Source organism: Nitrospira sp. SG-bin1, assembly GCA_002083365.1.
Taxonomy (GTDB): Bacteria; Nitrospirota; Nitrospiria; order Nitrospirales; family Nitrospiraceae; genus Nitrospira_D.
The window spans coordinates 1-19,636 of record LVWS01000032.1 but is presented as its reverse complement, the minus strand read 5'-3'; the positions used below and the strand labels follow the sequence as shown (position 1 = coordinate 19,636).

Annotated in this window: 18 protein-coding genes and 1 tRNA gene; 13 read left to right on the top strand and 6 right to left on the bottom strand. The window is 56.0% G+C overall.

What is annotated here, in order from left to right; genetic code table 11:
* The first annotated feature begins 13 nt into the window (after nucleotides 1-13).
* Nucleotides 14-841 (top strand): hypothetical protein, encoded by an 828-nt coding sequence (locus A4E19_02990; GenBank protein OQW33628.1) that lies wholly within the window; start codon nucleotides 14-16, stop codon nucleotides 839-841.
* 23 nt (nucleotides 842-864) lie between these two features.
* On the opposite strand, the gene A4E19_02985 is transcribed toward A4E19_02990, so the two are convergent.
* Nucleotides 865-1,329 (bottom strand): hypothetical protein, encoded by a 465-nt coding sequence (locus A4E19_02985; GenBank protein ID OQW33627.1) that lies wholly within the window; start codon nucleotides 1,327-1,329, stop codon nucleotides 865-867.
* Between the two features lie 213 nt (nucleotides 1,330-1,542).
* Here A4E19_02985 and A4E19_02980 point away from each other — a divergent pair, with 213 nt between their 5' ends.
* Nucleotides 1,543-3,834, top strand: coding sequence for a hypothetical protein (locus A4E19_02980; GenBank protein ID OQW33391.1), 2,292 nt, complete (start codon nucleotides 1,543-1,545; stop codon nucleotides 3,832-3,834).
* 501 nt (nucleotides 3,835-4,335) lie between these two features.
* Nucleotides 4,336-4,704: a hypothetical protein gene (locus tag A4E19_02975; protein OQW33390.1), complete on the top strand. Its 369-nt coding sequence runs from the start codon at nucleotides 4,336-4,338 to the stop codon at nucleotides 4,702-4,704.
* A 152-nt stretch (nucleotides 4,705-4,856) separates the two neighbouring features.
* Here the strand turns inward: A4E19_02975 and A4E19_02970 are convergent, their stop codons facing one another.
* Nucleotides 4,857-5,162: a hypothetical protein gene (locus tag A4E19_02970; GenBank protein OQW33389.1), complete on the bottom strand. Its 306-nt coding sequence runs from the start codon at nucleotides 5,160-5,162 to the stop codon at nucleotides 4,857-4,859.
* Between the two features lie 203 nt (nucleotides 5,163-5,365).
* On the opposite strand from A4E19_02970, the gene A4E19_02965 reads away from it, so the two are divergent.
* Nucleotides 5,366-5,671 carry a hypothetical protein gene (locus tag A4E19_02965; GenBank protein ID OQW33388.1) on the top strand — a complete coding sequence of 102 codons (306 nt, stop codon included), beginning with the start codon at nucleotides 5,366-5,368 and terminating at the stop codon, nucleotides 5,669-5,671.
* Nucleotides 5,672-5,709: 38 nt separating this feature from the next.
* On the opposite strand, the gene A4E19_02960 is transcribed toward A4E19_02965, so the two are convergent.
* The 4 genes from A4E19_02960 to A4E19_02945 form a co-directional block, all read right to left on the bottom strand.
* Nucleotides 5,710-6,909, bottom strand: coding sequence for a hypothetical protein (locus A4E19_02960; protein OQW33387.1), 1,200 nt, complete (start codon nucleotides 6,907-6,909; stop codon nucleotides 5,710-5,712).
* A 70-nt stretch (nucleotides 6,910-6,979) separates the two neighbouring features.
* Complete coding sequence (locus A4E19_02955) at nucleotides 6,980-8,425, bottom strand: hypothetical protein (GenBank protein OQW33386.1); 1,446 nt, start codon at nucleotides 8,423-8,425, stop codon at nucleotides 6,980-6,982.
* Between the two features lie 47 nt (nucleotides 8,426-8,472).
* A complete protein-coding gene (locus A4E19_02950) occupies nucleotides 8,473-9,768 on the bottom strand; it encodes a hypothetical protein (GenBank protein OQW33385.1) in 1,296 nt (431 codons plus the stop codon).
* Nucleotides 9,769-9,884: 116 nt separating this feature from the next.
* Nucleotides 9,885-10,592: a transglycosylase gene (locus tag A4E19_02945; protein ID OQW33626.1), complete on the bottom strand. Its 708-nt coding sequence runs from the start codon at nucleotides 10,590-10,592 to the stop codon at nucleotides 9,885-9,887.
* Between the two features lie 315 nt (nucleotides 10,593-10,907).
* Here A4E19_02945 and A4E19_02940 point away from each other — a divergent pair, with 315 nt between their 5' ends.
* The 9 genes from A4E19_02940 (at nucleotide 10,908) to A4E19_02900 (ending at nucleotide 18,830) form a co-directional block, all read left to right on the top strand.
* Entirely contained in the window at nucleotides 10,908-11,420 is a 513-nt protein-coding gene (locus tag A4E19_02940) for a hypothetical protein (GenBank protein OQW33384.1), read from the top strand.
* Nucleotides 11,421-12,176: 756 nt separating this feature from the next.
* Entirely contained in the window at nucleotides 12,177-13,571 is a 1,395-nt protein-coding gene (locus A4E19_02935; protein ID OQW33625.1) for a glycosyl transferase, read from the top strand.
* Nucleotides 13,571-14,296 carry a methyltransferase gene (locus A4E19_02930; GenBank protein ID OQW33383.1) on the top strand — a complete coding sequence of 242 codons (726 nt, stop codon included), beginning with the start codon at nucleotides 13,571-13,573 and terminating at the stop codon, nucleotides 14,294-14,296. Before A4E19_02935 ends, A4E19_02930 begins: the two co-directional genes overlap by 1 nt.
* A gap of 130 nt (nucleotides 14,297-14,426) precedes the next feature.
* Complete coding sequence (locus tag A4E19_02925; protein OQW33382.1) at nucleotides 14,427-14,846, top strand: nucleoside-diphosphate kinase; 420 nt, start codon at nucleotides 14,427-14,429, stop codon at nucleotides 14,844-14,846.
* Nucleotides 14,847-15,112: 266 nt separating this feature from the next.
* Nucleotides 15,113-15,502 carry a glycine cleavage system protein H gene (locus A4E19_02920; GenBank protein ID OQW33381.1) on the top strand — a complete coding sequence of 130 codons (390 nt, stop codon included), beginning with the start codon at nucleotides 15,113-15,115 and terminating at the stop codon, nucleotides 15,500-15,502.
* Nucleotides 15,503-15,574: 72 nt separating this feature from the next.
* On the top strand, nucleotides 15,575-17,008 hold the full coding sequence (locus A4E19_02915; GenBank protein ID OQW33380.1) for a dihydrolipoamide dehydrogenase: 1,434 nt from the start codon (nucleotides 15,575-15,577) through the stop codon (nucleotides 17,006-17,008).
* Nucleotides 17,005-17,472, top strand: a complete 468-nt coding sequence (locus A4E19_02910) for a hypothetical protein (GenBank protein OQW33379.1) — start codon at nucleotides 17,005-17,007, stop codon at nucleotides 17,470-17,472. The genes A4E19_02915 and A4E19_02910 overlap by 4 nt, the downstream gene beginning before the upstream one ends.
* Nucleotides 17,469-18,695, top strand: coding sequence for a tyrosine--tRNA ligase (locus A4E19_02905; GenBank protein ID OQW33378.1), 1,227 nt, complete (start codon nucleotides 17,469-17,471; stop codon nucleotides 18,693-18,695). Before A4E19_02910 ends, A4E19_02905 begins: the two co-directional genes overlap by 4 nt.
* Nucleotides 18,696-18,755: 60 nt before the next feature.
* Nucleotides 18,756-18,830: transfer RNA gene (locus tag A4E19_02900), tRNA-Gly, on the top strand.
* Nucleotides 18,831-19,636 lie beyond the last annotated feature (806 nt).

Below are 19,636 nucleotides of genomic sequence, written 5' to 3'. Positions count from 1 at the left end.
GAGTCGATCGATCATGACACGATCAGTCCCTCCTCGTATCTACTGTATCCCAGCGATCCAGGCGCCGGTGGTGGCCGTGTTTCGTCGGGGGCCGAGTAACTGGTCGCATATCGGACGGTGGGACCTCACTGCCGAGCGATACGAGCCGGGAGCTTGGCTCGGCGGTCGTATTTTTCCACGGCGATCTGATCTTTCTCCGGACGGACGGTATCTCTGTTACTTCGCGCATAAACCCAGTGCCACGTGGGAACATGGCGAGGCATATGTCGCGCTCTCGAAACTTCCGTGGCTCACCGCGCTCCACGCCTTTGGTACATGCGGCACCTGGACACGCGGCTACTACTTCACAGAAGACAGCGGTCGTGACGATCAACAGATGGAACGGCTTCCCATTCCTTACGGGCTACGGTCTATTCCGGTGGTTCAATTCGCCAACGAACGACGAAGAGGCTGGACGGAAGCGGAGGACTCGCCGCCCCGTGATCCAAAAGATGCGTGGGACGAGCACCGCAACGCGCTCATGCGAAAACCTCAACCGAACGGCACGCGAGTTCTCTGCGTGGAAAGCGTGGGATGGGCTGGAGGAGAGTTTGGTGTTGATCAGGCCGTCGATGGCCTCAATGTCCGATATTCTCTAGAATCCAATGGTAATCTCGAACCTTTGGACGATCTTCAATGGGCTGATTGGAGCAGAGGCGGCCAGTTACTGGTGGCTACACGAGCAGGCGTGCTACAAATGCGAAATCTTGAAGGGGACAATCACCAGATTCTCTTCGAAGCGGATCTCTCGACCCTTGAACCGAATCCCGCGCCGGCACCTGCTTGGGCTCAACGCTGGTGAGCCTCTCTTCTGAACGTGCGTCCTTATCGCTCAACGCGATGCCAGGTCTGAGTACGGAAGAACGGTCCGATATAGCCACGGACCAACAGAGACCCCTTGTCATCGGCAACGCGCAATCGCAGCGAATATGTTTTTCCGTTATCAGGATCGAGAATCGTTCCCCCTTCCCACCATTGGTCTTTGGCTGGACGAGCGCCTCGGATGATCTCCATCCCGATAAGGCGCTGCCCCTTCCGATCATCTGTACACTTGCCGCAGTGAGACTCTTCTCTGGATGGATCGGCTGACAAGCTCCGTTCAATCCGGCCCGTCAGCACACCATCTCGCTCGATAATGCGAATCTCCGCGCGTGGCTGTCCCGTACGATCGTCGATGTTGTACCACAGCCCGACCGGACTGAGTTGTTCTGCTGAAGTCGTGGCACCGAGGAAACACGATAGGGTGATCGTCCACCCCAATGAGTAGACCAAAAATCTTGCCGTCTTCATCTTCTCGAACATAGACATACAACTTACCATCACACATTCTAAGAAGTGGACTCAATTGAAGTCGTTCGTCTCGAATCATCGCTGACACTATGCGCCTCTTGCGACCGTCTGGGCATCGGTTTAGGATTGATCAATGGTATGGACAATCACAGAAGAAATCGGTCACGTGGCGGCGCTCTTCTCGTTGACACAATCGTCTGATTGAGGCCGGCTATGAGTCATCCACTCGATTTTGTCACGGTTGAAGGACTCCTGGCCTATGGTCGCGCTCTCGCCCAACGAGCGTCGGAGCGTGGACTCGTCCAACCTCCACCAGGAAGACCCTCCGGCGATGAAGCTGATCGAATCCAAGCCAAGATGGAGCAACTCCGCTCATTCGTCGAGCGATCCAAGTCCGGGTTTGCGACCGCCGAAGCGTACCGGTCGGCTCGGGAAAGCCTCATCGATGATCAGCTGCTGTTCTTTGTCGCCTGGAACAGGCTCCTTGCCGAAGGCTCGCTGCAGCCGTTGCTGCGAGCGACGATCGGGTCGGTAGCCAAACCGACCTATCGGCGTCCGGTCGCCATCGTGCCACGTACACAGCTGACCCCCGCGCTGGCGGAAGGCCGTATTGTCCTTGAACTCGGTGATGATCGGTTTTGGTTGTTGCCTCGGGATCTGGGAGACCGGACGCTGTTCTTCACGATGCGCCATGGGGTCTCGCAAGTGAATAGCAAAACCCATCGCGTCGGATGCCGCTTACCGAATCAATTGGACCGTGAACGAGGCGTCGCCAAAGCCGATGCCGTGGGCGCGGCGCTCGCCCGCATGATCGGCGTGGTGGGACAACAACTCGACTTCTTACATCTGACTAACTACCTCGATCCGCGGACGTTCCTCCATTGCATCAGCCGGAGCCCAAACACCAGGCAATTGTACGAGCGGGTGTCTGCGGCGCTGCTGCAGTGCGCGCCCGCATCCGAACCCATCGCCGAACCGGCGCTTGAATCCTCGGACTTCGGTTGGGTCACGGGATTGGAGAAGTCCCTCGAGGTTGAAGAAGCGGCGCGCGCGTTTCGCGTCGACGCATCCACCGCCAAGCGATTGATGAAGGATCCGCTGTATTGTTATCCGGGCGGCAATTCTTTCTTCGACCTCTATGCCGACGTCATCGACGGTCTCCACCGATTGGGTGTCGCGCAAAAGGGTAAAGTGGCCTGCCTCTACACCCACAGTTCCACCTTGCGGGCGTTAATGATCTATTTGGACCAACGACCGTTCCATGAAGCCTTTAGCGAGTTCAGTGACTATAAGGAAAGCCAAGACAATGTCGTGCTGCTCACGGTCGAACAGGGGCGGATGTCCGGCTACTCAACGGCCGTCGGCCTATCCGAACGGGAACGAGCCGTACGCAACACATGGGTGACCGTGGAGCGCGCAAGAAAAGACCGTGTCACGCTCAAACCTCGAACCCTCAAACGAATCGTCGCGCTCGTCTCTGGAGGTGATTTCGCCGGGGCCGGCGCCGCGTTAAAGGAATTGCATGTCACCGGTCAACGCTTGGGATTGGAGGTCTATTTTGTTCGGCACGGCTACTTAGGTCTAGCCAACAATTGGATCGAACGTGTGACCGATGAGCACACCCGCGGCATGAGCAGCCATCCCAGCAGCCCCATCGGCAGCAGCCGTTTCGAGGAGTTCAAGCAAGAGACGGTGCAGCATGTGGCCATGCGTCATCTCGAACCATACGTGCGTGATGGCGCGCTGATCGTGCTGGGGGGCGACGGCAGCATGCGGGGTGCTCGGGCCATTTACGAAGAATTCGGCGTGCAGGTGGTCGGCATTCCCGGAAGCATCGATAACAATATTGAAGGTACGATCTCTCTCGGATTCCAGTCCGCCGTGGCATTGGCGGATCAGTCCATCGAATCCCTCAAGGCCACCAGCGCGGCAATGGGCAGTGTGTTTTTCGTGGAGATCATGGGGGCCGGATCCGGTCATCTGGCGTTGGCTTGCGCGTATCAAGCCAGAGCCGAGGGACTGTTGGTCAACGAACATCCCGACCCCAACGCCTATATCGATGAGGTGATCCTCGGGACGCTCAAACGGACATTGGGCGTGCCAAACAAGAGCCACCTATTCGTCGTCGCCGAACGTACACCGCACCGTCATCACAAGGATGGTGGTGTCCATGGTCTCGTCGACTATGTTGCTGAGGTAATTACCCAATGGCCGGAACGGCATGCGCGGTCCGGTCACTATCCGCTCACCCTGGCCACAAAAGCCACCATTCTGGGCCATACGCTCCGGGGCGCCAGGCCGATACCGGAAGACAAGGCGATTGCCCAGCATCTGGCCCATGAGCTGGTGCACCGACTGATCGAATCACCCGATGACATTGTTGGGTGTCTTTTGGCCTATCGTGAACGGGGATCAATCGGTCCGATTCCACTCCATGCGGTCACACCGAAGCAGTTCGACTGGGATGTCTTCAGTCGGATGCACGGCAACCCCCGCGTTTCGTAGCTCTCACCGCCATCTGCACGCGATCATATGACGTTCAAAGCGCCACCTCGCCGGCCCCGCACGCCCGACATCCAAAACCTCGAAATCAGTTGCCAGAAAACCCATCTCGCGATACCCCTAGCCTAGGCGCCGGTTTCCGGCGTCGAACAAGTACAACAATCAATCGTAAGGAGGATGTTCATGCATTTCGTCGTGGTATCGGCGTTGGCTGTCGGACTGGTGTACTTGCTGTGGCAGATCAGGCCGTAGCGCTCGTCTCCCGGTGAACGCCCGAGAGCGTTGTGCTGAGGCGCATATTCTTACACGGCCTCCAGGGGATCTCCTGCTGGGGGCCGTGATCTTTTTGATTCATTTTTTGTTGTCTTTCCATAGCTTCCGCAAGAGTTCCGCGTCGAAAACCATGAAATAGATTGCAAGAAACCCCATCTCACGATAGCCCTAGAGAGGCATCGTTCGATCGCGTCAGCGACTTCGCTTCAACCTATAGCAGGGAGGAGATTCATGCGATTTGCCATTGTTTCAACTGTAACCGCCGTTCTGATACTCGGCACTGGTGCATGGGCCTTGGCCGACGATATGACCGGGCTCGGGTCCGAATTGAAGAACGAAATGGGTTCCATGGCCGGCGAAGCCACGGGCGAGATGAAGGCCGAGCAGGATCAGATGCGCGATAACCTCAAGGCCCAAAAGGATCAGATGATGTCTGACATGAAGGCCAAAAGAGAACAGATGAAATCGGAGATGAAAGCGAAGCGGGATGCCCTGAAGGCCGAGAAACAAGAGATGAAGAAAGCGGCAAAAGCGAAGAAAGCCAAGGCCAAGAAGAATGCCAAGGAGGCGGTCGAGTCGATGGCGCCGAACACGCACTGAGTCGACGTTTCCCGACGATGTGTCGGACATTCAACTGGGCCTCCAGGAGAGCACTCCTGGAGGCCGTCGTGGAGGCCGTCGTGGAAACGAGGACCTCCCGCTCGCTTAAGAAGCCATCGCACGGCAAGAACGGTAGATGGCATCCACTCCGGTTATACCGCTTGTTCGCAGGGCAGCACAAACACATGAAGTGGGAAGATATTGTCGCCTTTAGCGGCCTCCTGCTCCAATCGAAACCGCGTAAAGGCATCGATGAGGCGGTAGGCAGATTGGTCCGATACTGCGACAAGAATCATTCGGTTGGTCGTGGGGGCCAGAAAGAACTGGCTCGTGGAACCAGTCGAGCCCTTGCCGGCGACGTTGTGCAGCTCACTGAAGGCATTCACCTCGTATTCATTCAGTAGCCCATGCACCTGCTCCACGAGTGATTCGCGAAAGACGATGACCAACATCTTCATAGGCCGCTCTCCTGAGTAGGGATAAGGTCGTCACGGAACTTTCGATTTCAACCTTGTTGGACTATTATCAAGTTGCTATGGATCTCAAGGACGGTGGACCACGGGTCTACAAGTCCCTGAGGTTCGGCTCGACAAGGGCGCAGGCGATACGCTATAAATTACCTGCCCAGCGGCCCTGTGGGAGCATCAACCAGGACGGTCTTATGCAAGAGTACGCAGCCTATTACGGTACCGCCTGTATCATCTTCTCAGTCTATCTCCTTATCAAGGGCTTCGTCGCTGCTTCAAGACAGCGCAGCGAAGATCATTCTACGACGCTGGTCCCGGCGTATGTCTATGGAATTCTGGCGTCGATTCTGCTGACCGTCGGATTGGGATTTTTTCGACCGAGCTTGCCTTGGTGGGGGTATCGGCTGATCTTTCCAGGGACGACCATGCTCTTTCCTGCCATCATCTATCTGGTTGGCCGACGGCCTCCGAAACCCAGCTTGGACCGTGCGGATGCGTAATCCCATCGGCTTTATCCCTAGGCACGAGGAATCCCCACCTACTTGGCGATGGTAATGCTCGGCACGCCGGCACGCGGGACCTCTGTCACCGTCATCTGGAACAGTTGCGACAAGAGTTTGAACGCTTCGCGGTTCCAACGGGCCTGTGGTCCGGTCGTATTGACGGCGTAATATTGGCCATGGGACTTCATCACGAGATCCAATCCGGATGGAGCCGACGGCGACACCTGCAAGTCCATCGTCTTGACAGGATTTTCAGCCACATCGGGAGTGCGGCTGTCTTTCTCGACATGGTACTCCGGTTCTTCAGCAATAGAGAGACCCAGAAAGTTCAACATCGCGTTGAAACTGCGCAGCCGAAAGTCTCCCTTGATCGGCCAGTCGCCGCCGTAGTGACCGGGGCGTATGTCGAACGTCACGTCATGCGGGAGACCTTGCTCATTCTCATTCTGCAAGCGGACCCGCTCTTCTCGGGACAATAAATTCGGGTCATAGTTGGTGATCAGCGTGCCGCCTTCGACTTGTTTTCGTAACATGAATGTTTTGTCCCGCGCGTTATAGGACACCTGGTACTCCTGTTCGAGCGCTTTGAAACCTTCCGCCGTAACCGAGTGGGCGGGGATGGTCCAACTCCGTTCGATGCTCAACGGTTCGACGTAGAGGCTATTGTGGTCTTGAACGGCGGAGAGATGGAGAACCACCCGCCTGAACATTTCGTATCCGATCTTGTCGGAAGGATTATTCCGGTAGGCGACGGCTCCGTCATGATGGCTCAGCCGGAGCTCTTTGGCCATCAGCCGGAGCAAGAGATCGATATCGATGCCCTGCCTCAGCAGCAAGGTCAGTTTCGCTTCATGAAACGGTGTGAGTAAGCGCTTGGTAAACTCCTCGCCTTCGATGGGCGCGATACTGATGGTGGGATTCTCGGCCACACTTCCTCCGATGACGGGCAAGATCGTCCGACCGGCGTCGCCCGTGAGGGCCGGTGTGGCACCAGCCGTAAAACGAAAATCGAAGGTCGCCGCGACGTTGGAGACGCCGGTAAAGTGAATGGGCTGATGGTGCTGCGCTCGGGCGATGTTGACCAGCAGTTGTTTGGATTGCGATTCGGTGATGGCATCATCATAGGCGATGACGGCTCGTGTCAGAGTGACAGGCGAGAGACAGCCCGACAATGCGGCGAGGTAGATGAAACCAAAGCAGCCGATGGACAATGAAGAGGAGGCTCTGACGATCATGTTCGATCGACTGCAACGCGACTGGCCAGCACTACCGGACGGGAGTTGTATCATATCAACGGAACGATGCCTAGCAGGGAGGATGCGTGCGCAGGGCGATTGAAGCCACGGCAGGCTGATGTCCCGCGATCTCGCTTCGCTGAACGGTCATCCGGACCGGGGCCTTCGGACGTAGAGTCATCACCGGGTCGGGCTGGATCGTCTGGCCATCGAGCAAACGCAGACCGATCTTTGAGGCGATCGTTGCCAGAATCAACAATCCTTCCAGCTCCGCGAACGACTCGCCGAGGCACCGGCGTCCACCGGCACCGAACGGGATGTACGTGAAGGCCGGCCGGGTCTGAGTCGCCTCTTCCGAAAATCGCTCTGGATCGAATCGGCTGGGATCGGGAAACCAGCGCGGATTGCGATGGAGACTCCAGGGACTGATGAAGACCCAGGCTCCCGGTGGAAGGACGGCTCCAGAGGGGAGTCGGTCCTGTGCATGTGCAAGGCGAGTGTGAAGCGTCCAAGCCGATGGATAGAGGCGTAACGACTCATCCCAGATCATCTTCATATAGCGCAGGCGGGGAAGATCTGCCGCGACTGGGAGTCGATCACCCAACACGTCGTTCAGTTCGCTGGTCAACCGTGCTCGTACCGATCGGGACTGCGACAGGAGAAACCACGTCCACGTCAGCGCATTCGTGGTGGTCTCGTGACCGGCCAGTAAGAATGTCATGAGTTCGTCTCGAATTTCTTCATCGCGCAGCGGGCGGCCTCCTGCGTCTATGGCACCCAGCAAGAGAGACAGGACGTCATCATACGGTTCAGAAGCCGTTCGCCGCTCTCGAATAAAGTGGAACATCTTCTCTTCGATCACACGGAAGCCCCGCATGAACCTGCGATGCCGTCGAATGGGAACCCATAGTGGGATAATGCTTGCGAGAAGGGAATCATATTGGAGCTTGATCAAACGTTGGCCAGCCGCGATGGCTTCACGGATGGTGTCGCCTTCGGATTTGACGTCCTGGCTGAAGAGCAATCGCCAGATCACCGACAGGGTGAGGTGGGCCATTTCCTGCTCGATGTCCACGGTCATCCCATTTTGCCACTGAGTCGCGAGGTCGCGGGCTTTGCCCGTAATGAGGTTCACATAGGCCGTGACATGGTTTCCATGAAAGAAAGGCAGGAACAGCCGCCGCTGACGATGATGGGTGTCGCCTTCCGTGTGGAGGACGCCCTGCCCGAAGATACGCGATTCGGCCGGGGCGACCGGAGCCTTTCGATAGTTCTCTTGATTCGTCACCAGAACATGTTTGACGTCGGCGGGATGGTTTAGGACATACATGGCCGCGTCGCGCTGCCGCAAGAGCATCCCCACGACCAGCCCCATCGGAAGTTTGACCACGTCGCCGTAGGCGTGACAGTGCAAGAGAAAGCCGAGGGTGTCACGGCGAAGGTCGGGGAAACATCCCCACCAACGGGAGACCGGTGGACCGGAAAGGAGGGGAGGTTGAATTGTTTGATCGGTCATGTGGTCTGCATGTCTTATGAAAGATACCGTATATTGATTCCACGCTGTCAATGAGTTCTCGCTCCAACCTTGGCAGTCCCCTTTCCTTCTTCACGAATCGTGGAGAGCGCGATCAACGACAGGACGGCGCATAGGGTGACATACCAGCCGGGGGCAAGCGCATTCCCGCTCCGTTCCATAAGCATCGTTGCCATTAAGGGTGCTGTGCCGCCGAATAGGGCCGAGGCCAGATTGTAGGAAACCGAAAGGCCGGTATAGCGACGGGCGACAGGGAAAAGCGTCGCCACGATGGCAAAGAACGGACCCATGTAGGCCGCCACGAACACCGTAATCAGGCCTTGAGCAGTGGCGATCAGCAGGAGGTGGCCGCTCCCGAACCAAGAAAAGACCGGGACTGTTCCCAGAGCCAGACCAGCGGCGCCGACGGCCAGGACCCAGCGGTGTCCGACACGATCCGACAACTTTCCCATCAGCGGAATGAGGATCGCCATCAGCGCCATACAGATCGTATTGATCAGCAGCGTCGTGCCCATCGGGAGGTCGGTCACTTTGGCCAAATACGTCGGGAGAAACACATAAAAAGTGTAGAACCCGACGCCGTGCAAGAGAACGAGGCCGATCACTTGAAGAAGCGAGGCTCGGTGCGATGCGAGCAACTCACGGACGGGTGCGGAAGACACTCCACCGGCTTGCTGCAGCCGTTCGAACGCCGGCGATTCGGGAATGCGCCGCCGAAGATACCAGCCGACCAACGCGATCACACTTCCCGCCACGAATGGAATGCGCCAGCCCCACTGCTGGAGAACCTCCGGTGCGAGATTCGTGCTCGCCAAGGTGCCGACCCCAGAGCCCAACAGCGCGCCGATCTGTGCACTGAACCCCGCCCAACTGCCGATATAGCCTCGCTCGGTCGGTGCAGCATGTTCCACGAGGAAGGTGACGGATCCAGTGAATTCTCCGCCGACCGATAGACCTTGAAAGAAACGCAGGATGGTGAGCGCGAGCGGTGCGGCAAGACCGATCTGCGCATAGGTGGGGAGTAAACCGACCAAGCAGGTGGGCAGCGCCATCAGAATGATGGACCAAGCCAAGGCCGTTCGCCGTCCCCTGGTATCGCCCCAATACCCGAACAGCAGCGCGCCCAGTGGTCTGGCAAGAAAGCCGACGGCGAACACCCCGAAGGTGGCGATCAACGACAACGACGGATCCGAGGCAGGAAAGAAGAGACCCGACAGGACCGGCGCGAAGTATCCGAAGAGGGCGAAGTCATACCACTCCAGCACATTACCGATCGCACCGGCGAAAACCGTCTTCCGCAGGGCTTTCGGTCCACGTGACTCCATACGACCACTCCCTCAAACAACCGAGCTACATTGGAGCGGCCGCCACCATACCATGAATGACAGTGTTGTGCGTGACATCGTCTGGAGGATAATCCGGGATGAATCCAACTTCGTCGTCAATGTTGTTTGAGAGAGGAGAACTGCTGTTTAAATGCCTGGATCTTGAGCAGATATGTTCGCACGTCCTGATCGCCGCAGCGTTGGTGTGGCAGGAGACGAAAGTTCCGCTTCACGTAATCACGGCCCGCTCCGGCTCCGCAGAGATGGATGACGGCGGCCAAGTCCTGCTTCTGCGGGAACGTCGCCGGGCGGTCTCCGACCGCTTTCGCGACATAACGGTCGAGCAACGCGGCCGTCATCTCGATGGCATGACCAGGAATAACTCTGGTGTAGAAACTGTTGAACCAACAGGAGTTGAAATTGTGCCACGGTCCCTCTTCGACAACGACATGGTTGTGGATACAATAGCGTTTCCCGTCTTGAAACGTGCCATCGGTGATTTGAAACATACCGACCGCCGTCGAGGCCGGTTGGTACCAATCAAGAGGATTCGATGAGACGAACCGCCACCGCCAGTAGGTTCGAGCCACAGGATTGCCGGATCCCTCGGCTTGAGCCAAGGCAGCGAGCAAGTCGGAGGTAATAATGGCTGTCGAATGAGCTTCAAACAGTTCACCGTATTCCCGCCACGTCTCCCAGGGACTCTTCATGAGGGCATTCTCTACCGGAAAGAACAATTCCGTCGGTTTGTAAAACGTGTGATAGACCCAATTGATACCCAACAAGACCACGAAGAGCAGGAGACCGCTGATGGTCAACCGCATCGCGGGAGGCGTTCGGCCGACGGCCCGGAGAAATAAGTGGAGGTCCTGCCATCGCCGATGAGCGAAGTAGGCCATCGACTTCACAGGATGAGAACGGCGGGACCGGGAACGGCGGGTGTGCCGGCGACGGGACATGTCAGCAGAGTACCAGAAAACGGATGCACTCTTCTTCTCGGTAGCGGCGGTGAAGAACTATCACTGACTCTACACATGCCGGATGTCAGAACGAGCTTGCATTGCGGCCACTGACAGGCTCAATATGGCTGGCAACAGCGTTCAGTCATTCACGATGAGCCGTAGCCCTGGGAGGCCTGCATGCAACGACTCATGGCGCCGATCGTCGCTTTTTTCGTCCTCCTTCTTCTGTCTCCATCCGCGTTCTCTCAATCATTCGTCGATAAGGCCAAGAATGACAGTGCGGTCGACATGAGCGACGAAGATCCGGCCATGCAGAAAGCCATGGAGCGTGCACGAGCAGGCTTGGACGACTTCCTCAAAAAAGTCGGCTCGCCGCCCCCCAACACGGACCAGTATTCGGTCAAGGTCAGAGTGAGCGAAGGCGACAACCTGGAGTATCTCTGGGTCTCGAACCTGAAAGCACAAGGAGATCTCTGGTCGGGACGGATCGACAACCTTCCTATGATCCGTTCAGTCAAGAAGGGACAGTCCTACTCATTCGCAAAGACGGAGATCGTCGATTGGACGTATATCGATAAAAGTAGGAAAAAGGTGGTCGGCAATTTCACCACCTGCGCACTCCTCACTAAAGAACCGCCGGATGTCGCAGAATCGATTCGGAAGCAATATGGCCTCGAATGCGACCGGTAACCCGCACGTCCGGAATTCAGAGTATTTCCATCATGGTTGTGGAGCGAACCTACTTCATGAACCGACCGATAGACAGTGCCCATCTCGATCTGTGCCACGGCTTTTCTGAGGTACCCACACCATCGACCGGGAAAGACAGGGGATGGGCATCCCGACATTATGGAAGAGATACCCTTACAAGACGTCGTTCAAGCCTTCGCGCCAAGAAGGATCTGGCCGGTGCGTCGCCGGTAATCAGAGCAGATGGTATGGCGGGGTTTACCGGCAGTCTTGCCGTTTTTCTTCAGTTGCCGTCGATGTCTGTGAATAAGGTAGAGGCAGCGATCACTAAGCCGACACACACAAAAAATGCGACGATAATAATCTGCATGCTGAAACTCCTTTACAGTCTCCCTGAGAATGAACGCTCCGTCGCCGTATCACGACCTCTCCAAGCTTCCTGATGATCTCGTACCGCTTGGTTACCGCGCCACGTTGTATAGAAGTAATACATGCGACGACCTCATGGGCCTATGCCAGCCCCCCCTGGTGAAGTCTAGCTAACGCCCAGACAACCTGCGTAAGTATTTGATATTCCGTGCCGTTATGTCGGTCTAATGATAAAGTTACCCGCACGACATCTCCCACATCGGTATGATGAAACACTCGAGAGAATATAAAAAGTTGTCCGCTCCAACCTTGTCAGAGCCGACATTTGTGGAGACTGCCGATCGGTTTGACACTGAGAGGCCATTCCATACAGATGTTAGAAAGCAGATCGTCCGCGATCACTTTGATACGTGCGCTGCCCGGCGGGAAGACTGGGAGCAGAGGGCCAGGGCCTACCACGATGATCAAGCGCGCTATTTCAAATTCCTCGTCCCAGAAGGTTTGCACGTGCTGGAGATTGGTTCAGGCTTGGGTTCTCTGCTCGCCGCGCTCCGACCTGCGCGTGGTGTCGGCATAGACCTGAGTCCGGAGACAGTCAAGAAGGCGGCTCGGCGCTATCCTGCGTTAGAGTTCAGGGTCGACGACGTGGAGACGTTGGAGATCGCCGAAACCTTCGACGTCATCATTCTCGCCGATGTAGTGGGCCACTTGGTGGATGTGGAAGCTGCCTTCAGACGCCTGCACCAAGCCTGTACGCCGCAGACAAGAATCATCGTCTCCTATTACAACTATCTGTGGGAGCCCATTCTTCGGCTGTGCGAAATGCTTGGTTGGAAAATGCCTCAGCCGGAGCAAAGTTGGCTCTCGCCGGAAGACATCGCGAATCTTTTGCACTTGGCGGACTTTGAGGTGGTCAAGAAAGAACGGCGATTGCTGTTGCCAAAAGACATTCCACTGCTCTCTTCGTTTTGCAATAAGGTTCTCGCGTATCTGCCGGGTGTTCGTACACTTTGTCTGTGTCACTATGTCGTGGCGCGACCGCGTCTCCGACGACCGGACCGTCCGTACTCCACGACAATCGTCATCCCGTGCCGCAATGAACGGGGTAACATCGACGCGGCGCTCAAACGGATCCCACGGTTCGGCAGCCGCCAACAGATCATCTTTGTGGACGGGCATTCATGCGACGGGACGCCGGAAGAGATTCGACGCATGATGACTCATTATCCGGGCAAGGATATCAAGCTCCTGGTGCAAGACGGCAAGGGGAAAGGTGACGCAGTGCGCAAAGGCTTTGCACACGCCACCGGTGATGTGCTCATGATCCTGGACGCGGACTTGACGATGCCACCCGAAGATCTTCCGAAATTCTACGATGCGATCGCCGGCGGAAAAGGAGAATTCATCAACGGCTGCCGTCTGATCTATCCCATGGAAGCTCAGGCCATGCGCCTGCTCAATCTAATCGGAAACAGGTTTTTCAGTCTGGCGTTCTCATGGCTCTTGAATCAGCGGATTAAAGATACGCTGTGCGGCACCAAGGTCCTGTTCCGACGTGATTACGAACGGCTGGCGGCGAATCGGGATTATTTTGGAGACTTCGATCCGTTCGGGGATTTTGATCTGTTGTTCGGGGCCTCGAGGCTCAACCTTCACATTGTGGATGTTCCGATTCGGTACCAAGCCCGAACCTATGGGAGCACCAATATTCAGCGGTTCGCGCACGGATGGTTATTGCTGAAGATGACGGCCCATGGATTCTTCCGGCTGAAGGCCGTGTGATGTCCGAAGACGTTCTGCATCGACATCGGGCCGTGTGGCAAAGGAAGCCTGTTCTCCGACGGCTGTATGAAGACTGGTATAGAGAGATCGTCACGTGGTTGGTGTCGGGGCGTACGGTCGAACTCGGAGGAGGCACAGGCAATCTCAAAGCCCACGTGCCGGAAGTCTATTGTAGCGATGTGGTAATCCTGCCGTGGTTGAACGTGGTCGCAGATGCCCAGCGACTCCCGTTTCGGTCCGAGACGCTGGCCAATCTAGTCCTGTTCGACTCATTGCATCACATTGAGAATGTCTCCCTCTTTTTCGATGAAGCACTGAGGACACTCCGCGTCGGGGGGAGGATCATCATCATGGATCCCTACCTCTCATGGGTCTCGTGGCCCGTCTATCGATGGCTGCACCCGGAACCGATGGTTTGTACAGAAGACCCTCTTGTTCTCAAACCTCCGCAGACTGACCGCCGTCCGCTTGACGCCAATCAAGCCGTTGCGACAATCTTATTCGAACGGAATCACTCGCGTTTCAGGTCACACTACCCGAGGCTCTCGATCCAATACATCAAGAGATTGGCCTGTATCGCATACCCACTGAGCGGTGGGTTCGATCATCCGTCGTTCTTGCCGGAATGGTTGGTCGCTCCGATTCTCCGATTGGAGCGGACATTGGAACGAGTGGGTTGGCTTCTCGCCTTTCGGATGCTCGTGGTGATCGAGCGTCAATCGTAAAACCGGATGGGTCTCGTTATCACGTACCGCCACCGTCCCATCCGATGCTTGCAAGGGAGAAGAAGCGGCCCCTATAATGCACCGCGTCGTTGAACGGATGCTTAAACTGTCTGGAGGAAATAGAGGGATCATGAGCGAGCGAACATTGGCCATCATCAAGCCGGATGCAGTCAAGAAAAATGTTGTCGGAGACATCATTCGTCGGTACGAACAAGCGGGATTAAAGCCGGTCGCCATCAAGATGATTCACATGTCCCAATCGGTAGCGGAAGGGTTTTATGCGGTACATAAAGCGCGTCCTTTTTTTGGAAGCCTCTGCACCTTCATGTCTTCCGGTCCGACGGTCGTCCTCGTATTGGAAGGTGAGAATGCCATCAAGAAGAATCGTGAGCTGATGGGTGCGACCGACCCTGCGAAGGCCGATGCCGGGACTATCCGGAAAGCGCACGGAACGAATATCGAATTCAATGCGGTGCATGGTTCCGACTCACCGGAGACTGCGCAATTCGAAGTTGGATATTTCTTTCCCGGCATGGAGATTTTTCACTGACCGCCACATGTCAGCGTGCGGGGATTCTCTTCGCTTCCGGATGGCGATCAGTGCGGCTCAGGAGGAACAGCGCTGATGCTCTTCCCGGTATTTTGTTTGCCGACACCTCTCATACGACTGTCCGGATCGTTTGTTGACAACGCAAGCCGGCCCGACTACCATCGAAAAATCAGATGATGACGACCAACACTGAGCGGAAGCCGAGATAGTGGCTCCCACTCGACGCGGCCTATACTCAAACGGGACGTTTGCATAAGGGAGCCGACATGATTCCATCCGATTTGCGGTATCACAAAGAGCATGAGTGGGTTCGACTCGATGGGAAACGGGCGACTGTGGGCATCAGCGACTTTGCCCAGGATGCGTTGGGCGACATCGTGTTTCTGGATCTGCCCAAAGTGGGCGCCTCGGTCAAGGTCGGCCAACAGATCGGTGAAGTCGAATCGACGAAAACGACGTCCACGATTTACACACCGGTGAGCGGAACGGTGAGCCAGATTAATACCGATTTGAAGGATCATCCTGAAGCGGTGAACTCGGACCCTTATGGCAAAGGATGGATCGCCGTGATCGAGCTGGCCGATCCCGGTGAAGTCGATCAACTGATGACGGCCGCACAGTACGAAGCCTTCCTCGCCAGCCAAAAGAAAGGTTGATGTCGCTGTCGAGATCACACCTACCGGCTACCCGCCTACACATTCGGCCGCACCTGTGACGTGTACCCTGATATGGCATCTCCCGTCCACATCGCTATTCTCGGAGCCGGCCCCGGCGGGTATGTCGCCGCAATTCGAGCGGCCCAACTCGGCGCGCGAGTCACGGTCGTTGAACGCGAGAAACTAGGCGGGGTCTGTCTCAACTGGGGCTGTATCCCGAGCAAAGCGCTCCTCTCCGTCGTCGAGCTTGGTGACAAAGTGAACAAGGCCGGGGACCTCGGCCTGGTTCTCCAAGGAACCGTCGCCTATGACCTTGCCCGCATGGTCTCACGAAAAGACAGGGTGGTGGCTACGCTCGTCAAAGGCATTGCTACGTTGTTTAAAGAATGGGGTATCGAGCATGTCACGGGGCAAGGGACGCTGAAGAATGAGCGCACCATCGCGGTGACAAGGCCCGACGGCAGCCGGCTGGACATCCAAGCCGACGCGCTCGTGATCGCAACGGGATCCTCTTGGCCCAACCTTCCACAATTCCCGATAGACGGACGACAGATTTTGACGAGCCAGCAAACCCTGGCTCTCACACAGGTTCCCGCGAGTCTCCTCATCATCGGTGGCGGCGTCGAGGGCTGCGAATTCGCATCGTTATACAGCGGGCTTGGGACACAGGTGACGGTGGTCGAATTGCAGTCCCGCGTCTTGCCGCTGGAGGATGAAGACATTTCGTCGGCGATGGAGCGGGAGCTCAAGAAACGCCGCGTCGCAATATTCACCGGAACGGCGGTCGAGCGGCTCGAGCGGTCATCGGACGTAGTTGTGGTCCATTGTAAAGACGGGAGGTCCGTCTCGGCCGAGACGCTGTTGGTTTCGGTCGGACGGGGACTAAACTCACGAGGCATTGGGCTGGAGGAGGTCGGGGTCCAAGTCGGACCGCGTGGCGAAATTCTCGTTGACGATCGGATGGAGACCAATCAATCGGGCATTTACGCCATCGGCGATGTGACCGGCAAGGCCATGTTGGCACATGTGGCTTCGACACAGGGACAGGTGGCCGTAGAAAACATTTTGGGACACCGGAGAATCATCAATTATGATGTCATCCCCGCCGGGATTTTCACCTTACCGGAAGTCGGACGAGTGGGGTGGACCGAACAACAGGCGAGGGAACAGGCCGAGCTGAGCGGCAAGGATCCCGACCAAAGCGTGAAAGTCGGCCGGTTCCGCTACGTGGGACTCGGCAAGGCTCAAGCGACCGGCGACACCGTGGGGTTTTTTAAGGTGATAGCAGAGTCGGCCACCGACAAGATCCTTGGCGTGCATATCCTTGGAGCCCATGCCGCCGATCTTATTCACGAAGCGGCCCTGGCGATGCAAGTCGGCGGAACGGTTACCCAGGTTGCACATATGATCCACGCCCATCCCACCCTTGCAGAAGGTATGATGGAGGCGATGGAAGATGTCGCAGGCGCCGCCATTCATCACATTCAGAAGAGCGGCACCAGATGATCACGTCCCTGCTTTTGAAGCTCGGCATGTTGTCCCTGGCAATCGGTATCGTCATTTGGGCGCGATGGACGCCACACGCACCGGTTCCAGGCATCCCACCAACTACCGCGCAGATTGTTTCACCGGCTACGGAAGCAAACGAGCCGGATGCCGGCTCGTTTCGTCGAAGCTTAGAAAGTTCCGACAGCGGTCTCGTCGCTCAGCCCAAGCCCTCAACAATGCCCACTCCATCACGACTCGACCTCAATCGTGCAAGTGCCGGCGAACTCGAATCGTTGCCCGGCATCGGTACCGTGCTGGCCCAACGAGTGATCGCTTATCGCGAATCTGTCGGACGATTCCAGAAGATCGAAAACCTCCGTGAAGTTAAAGGCATCGGTGCCAAAAAATATGATCGTCTCAAATCCTTGGTGACGGTCTCACCGGGGGATACACAACCAGAGACGGAGCGACGAGAGTCATGAAGGACGTGACGGAACAGTTGGACTTGATTCTGCGAGGCGCCGTGGAGGTGATTCAACAAACCGAACTCGAGGCTAAACTCAAGCGCTCGCTCACAGAAATGCGCCCCTTGCGCGTTAAAGCAGGTTTTGACCCAACGGCACCCGATCTTCACCTTGGGCACACCGTCCTGATTCATAAGCTGAAACATTTCCAAGATCTCGGACATCAAGTTATTTTTCTCATCGGCGATTTTACCGGAATGATTGGGGATCCGACCGGTGTGTCGGAAACGAGAAGGGCATTGACCAAGGAACAAGTCCAGGAGAATGCCAAGACCTACCAACGTCAGATCTTTAAGATTCTCGACCCGAATAAGACGACGATTGAATTCAACAGCAGATGGATGGGACCGATGACGGCCGATGGATTGATTCAGTTGGCCGCCCATTATCGAGTCGCTCGCATGATGGAGCGCGACGATTTCCATAAACGGTACCAGGAACAGAAACCGATCAGTGTTCACGAATTCCTCTATCCGCTCGTCCAGGGCTATGATTCCGTGGCGTTGAAGGCGGATGTGGAGCTAGGTGGGACGGATCAAAAGTTTAATCTCTTGGTGGGACGCGAGTTACAAAGGGACTACGGCCAAGAGTCGCAAGTCGTGATCACCATGCCGTTGCTCGAAGGGACGGACGGCGTGAAGAAGATGAGCAAGAGTGTCGGCAATTATATCGCCTTGGAAGATAAGGCAGGGGAGATGTTCGGCAAAATCATGTCGATCAGCGATGTGTTGATGTACCGGTACTATGAGCTCCTGACGACAGAAAACTTGGATCGCATTAAAGCGCTCCATCCCATGGAAGCCAAGCAGAGGCTCGCTGAGCTGATCGTCACGCGATATCATGGAGCTGAGGCCGGCCGGCAGGCGAGAGGGGAGTTTCAGCAGAAATTTCAAGCCAAGGAATTTCCGGATGAGCCAGACAAATGCGTCGATCTCATATCGGAGGATATGTCAGAGGAAGACGTTGTTCATGGTAGCTGCATCAAGCTTGCCAAATTGATTGCGAAGACCGGCATGGTTGCGAGCAGCAGTGAGGCGAGGCGTTTGATCATTCAAGGCGGAATCGAAGTCGATGGCATAAAAGAAACAAATCCCGATAAACTTATTCCTTTTGAATTCAACCAACAGCGCCGCCTCAAGATCGGGAAAAAGAAGTTTGCCATTGCGGAGCTCAAGCAATGAAATAAGAAAACGGTTTTCTTGACTTGCCGTTAATGTCCCGCGTAGGATGCGGTCCAGCGAGCGGGCGTAGCTCAGTGGTAGAGTCCTAGCTTCCCAAGCTAGTTGTCGTGGGTTCAAATCCCATCGCCCGCTCCAAACCGCACTTCATGTGACCCGGCGACTCATTCGGCGCAGCCGCTCTTCATCACGCCGCCGGATAAACCCTTCAGCGTGGCAGGAATAAGGAAGCAAAGTTTCAGGGCCGATCCGGCGTCGGAGTGTGGTTCACATCCCGTCGCCTGCTCCCACATTTTCAATCACTTCGCGCACGGTTCCCCCCGCAACAGTTTCCCCTGTCGGGATAGAATCTCGAGATAGATTATTGTTGTTTTGAGGTCGCGAGGCCCAACAACTTCTGGACTTTCCAAACATCAGAGGCATTTTCAAGCAGGTGCGTGGCAAACAACTGCTAGAATGTGTGACAACCAGCTGGTTTGGTGATACCAGCTTTACGAACGCTTTCATGGCAGTCTTCGAATGACGTCAACAGCAGGGTGGTGCTTGCCCGTTTCTTATGTGGGTTTATAACTAGGCAAGCCGGAAGGCTCCTGGAGCAGGGGCAGCGCCTTCTACCATTTAACAACCGGGCGGTCGGTGCATACGAAGCGTCATGTTTATCTATGTCATATACACCAACATTGCCCCGCGATTTGTTAGTTCGCGATTCTTTCGGACTTATGTGGATGGGCCGCCAATCCATTTGATGGGAAAGGTTGCAGATGCTAATCGTTTCACTTCTGATAAATATTGCACCCACTCAGGCCTTCAGCGCTATTTACTACTCACTATATTTATATTTCAATTGGAGCATGATAGTGCAGTTTGTTGCGTATTGCAGTTGCTACTGGTTAAGAAAAATGGTTCTGAGTGTGATGCCCCCACTTTCGTGGACACTTCAAAAA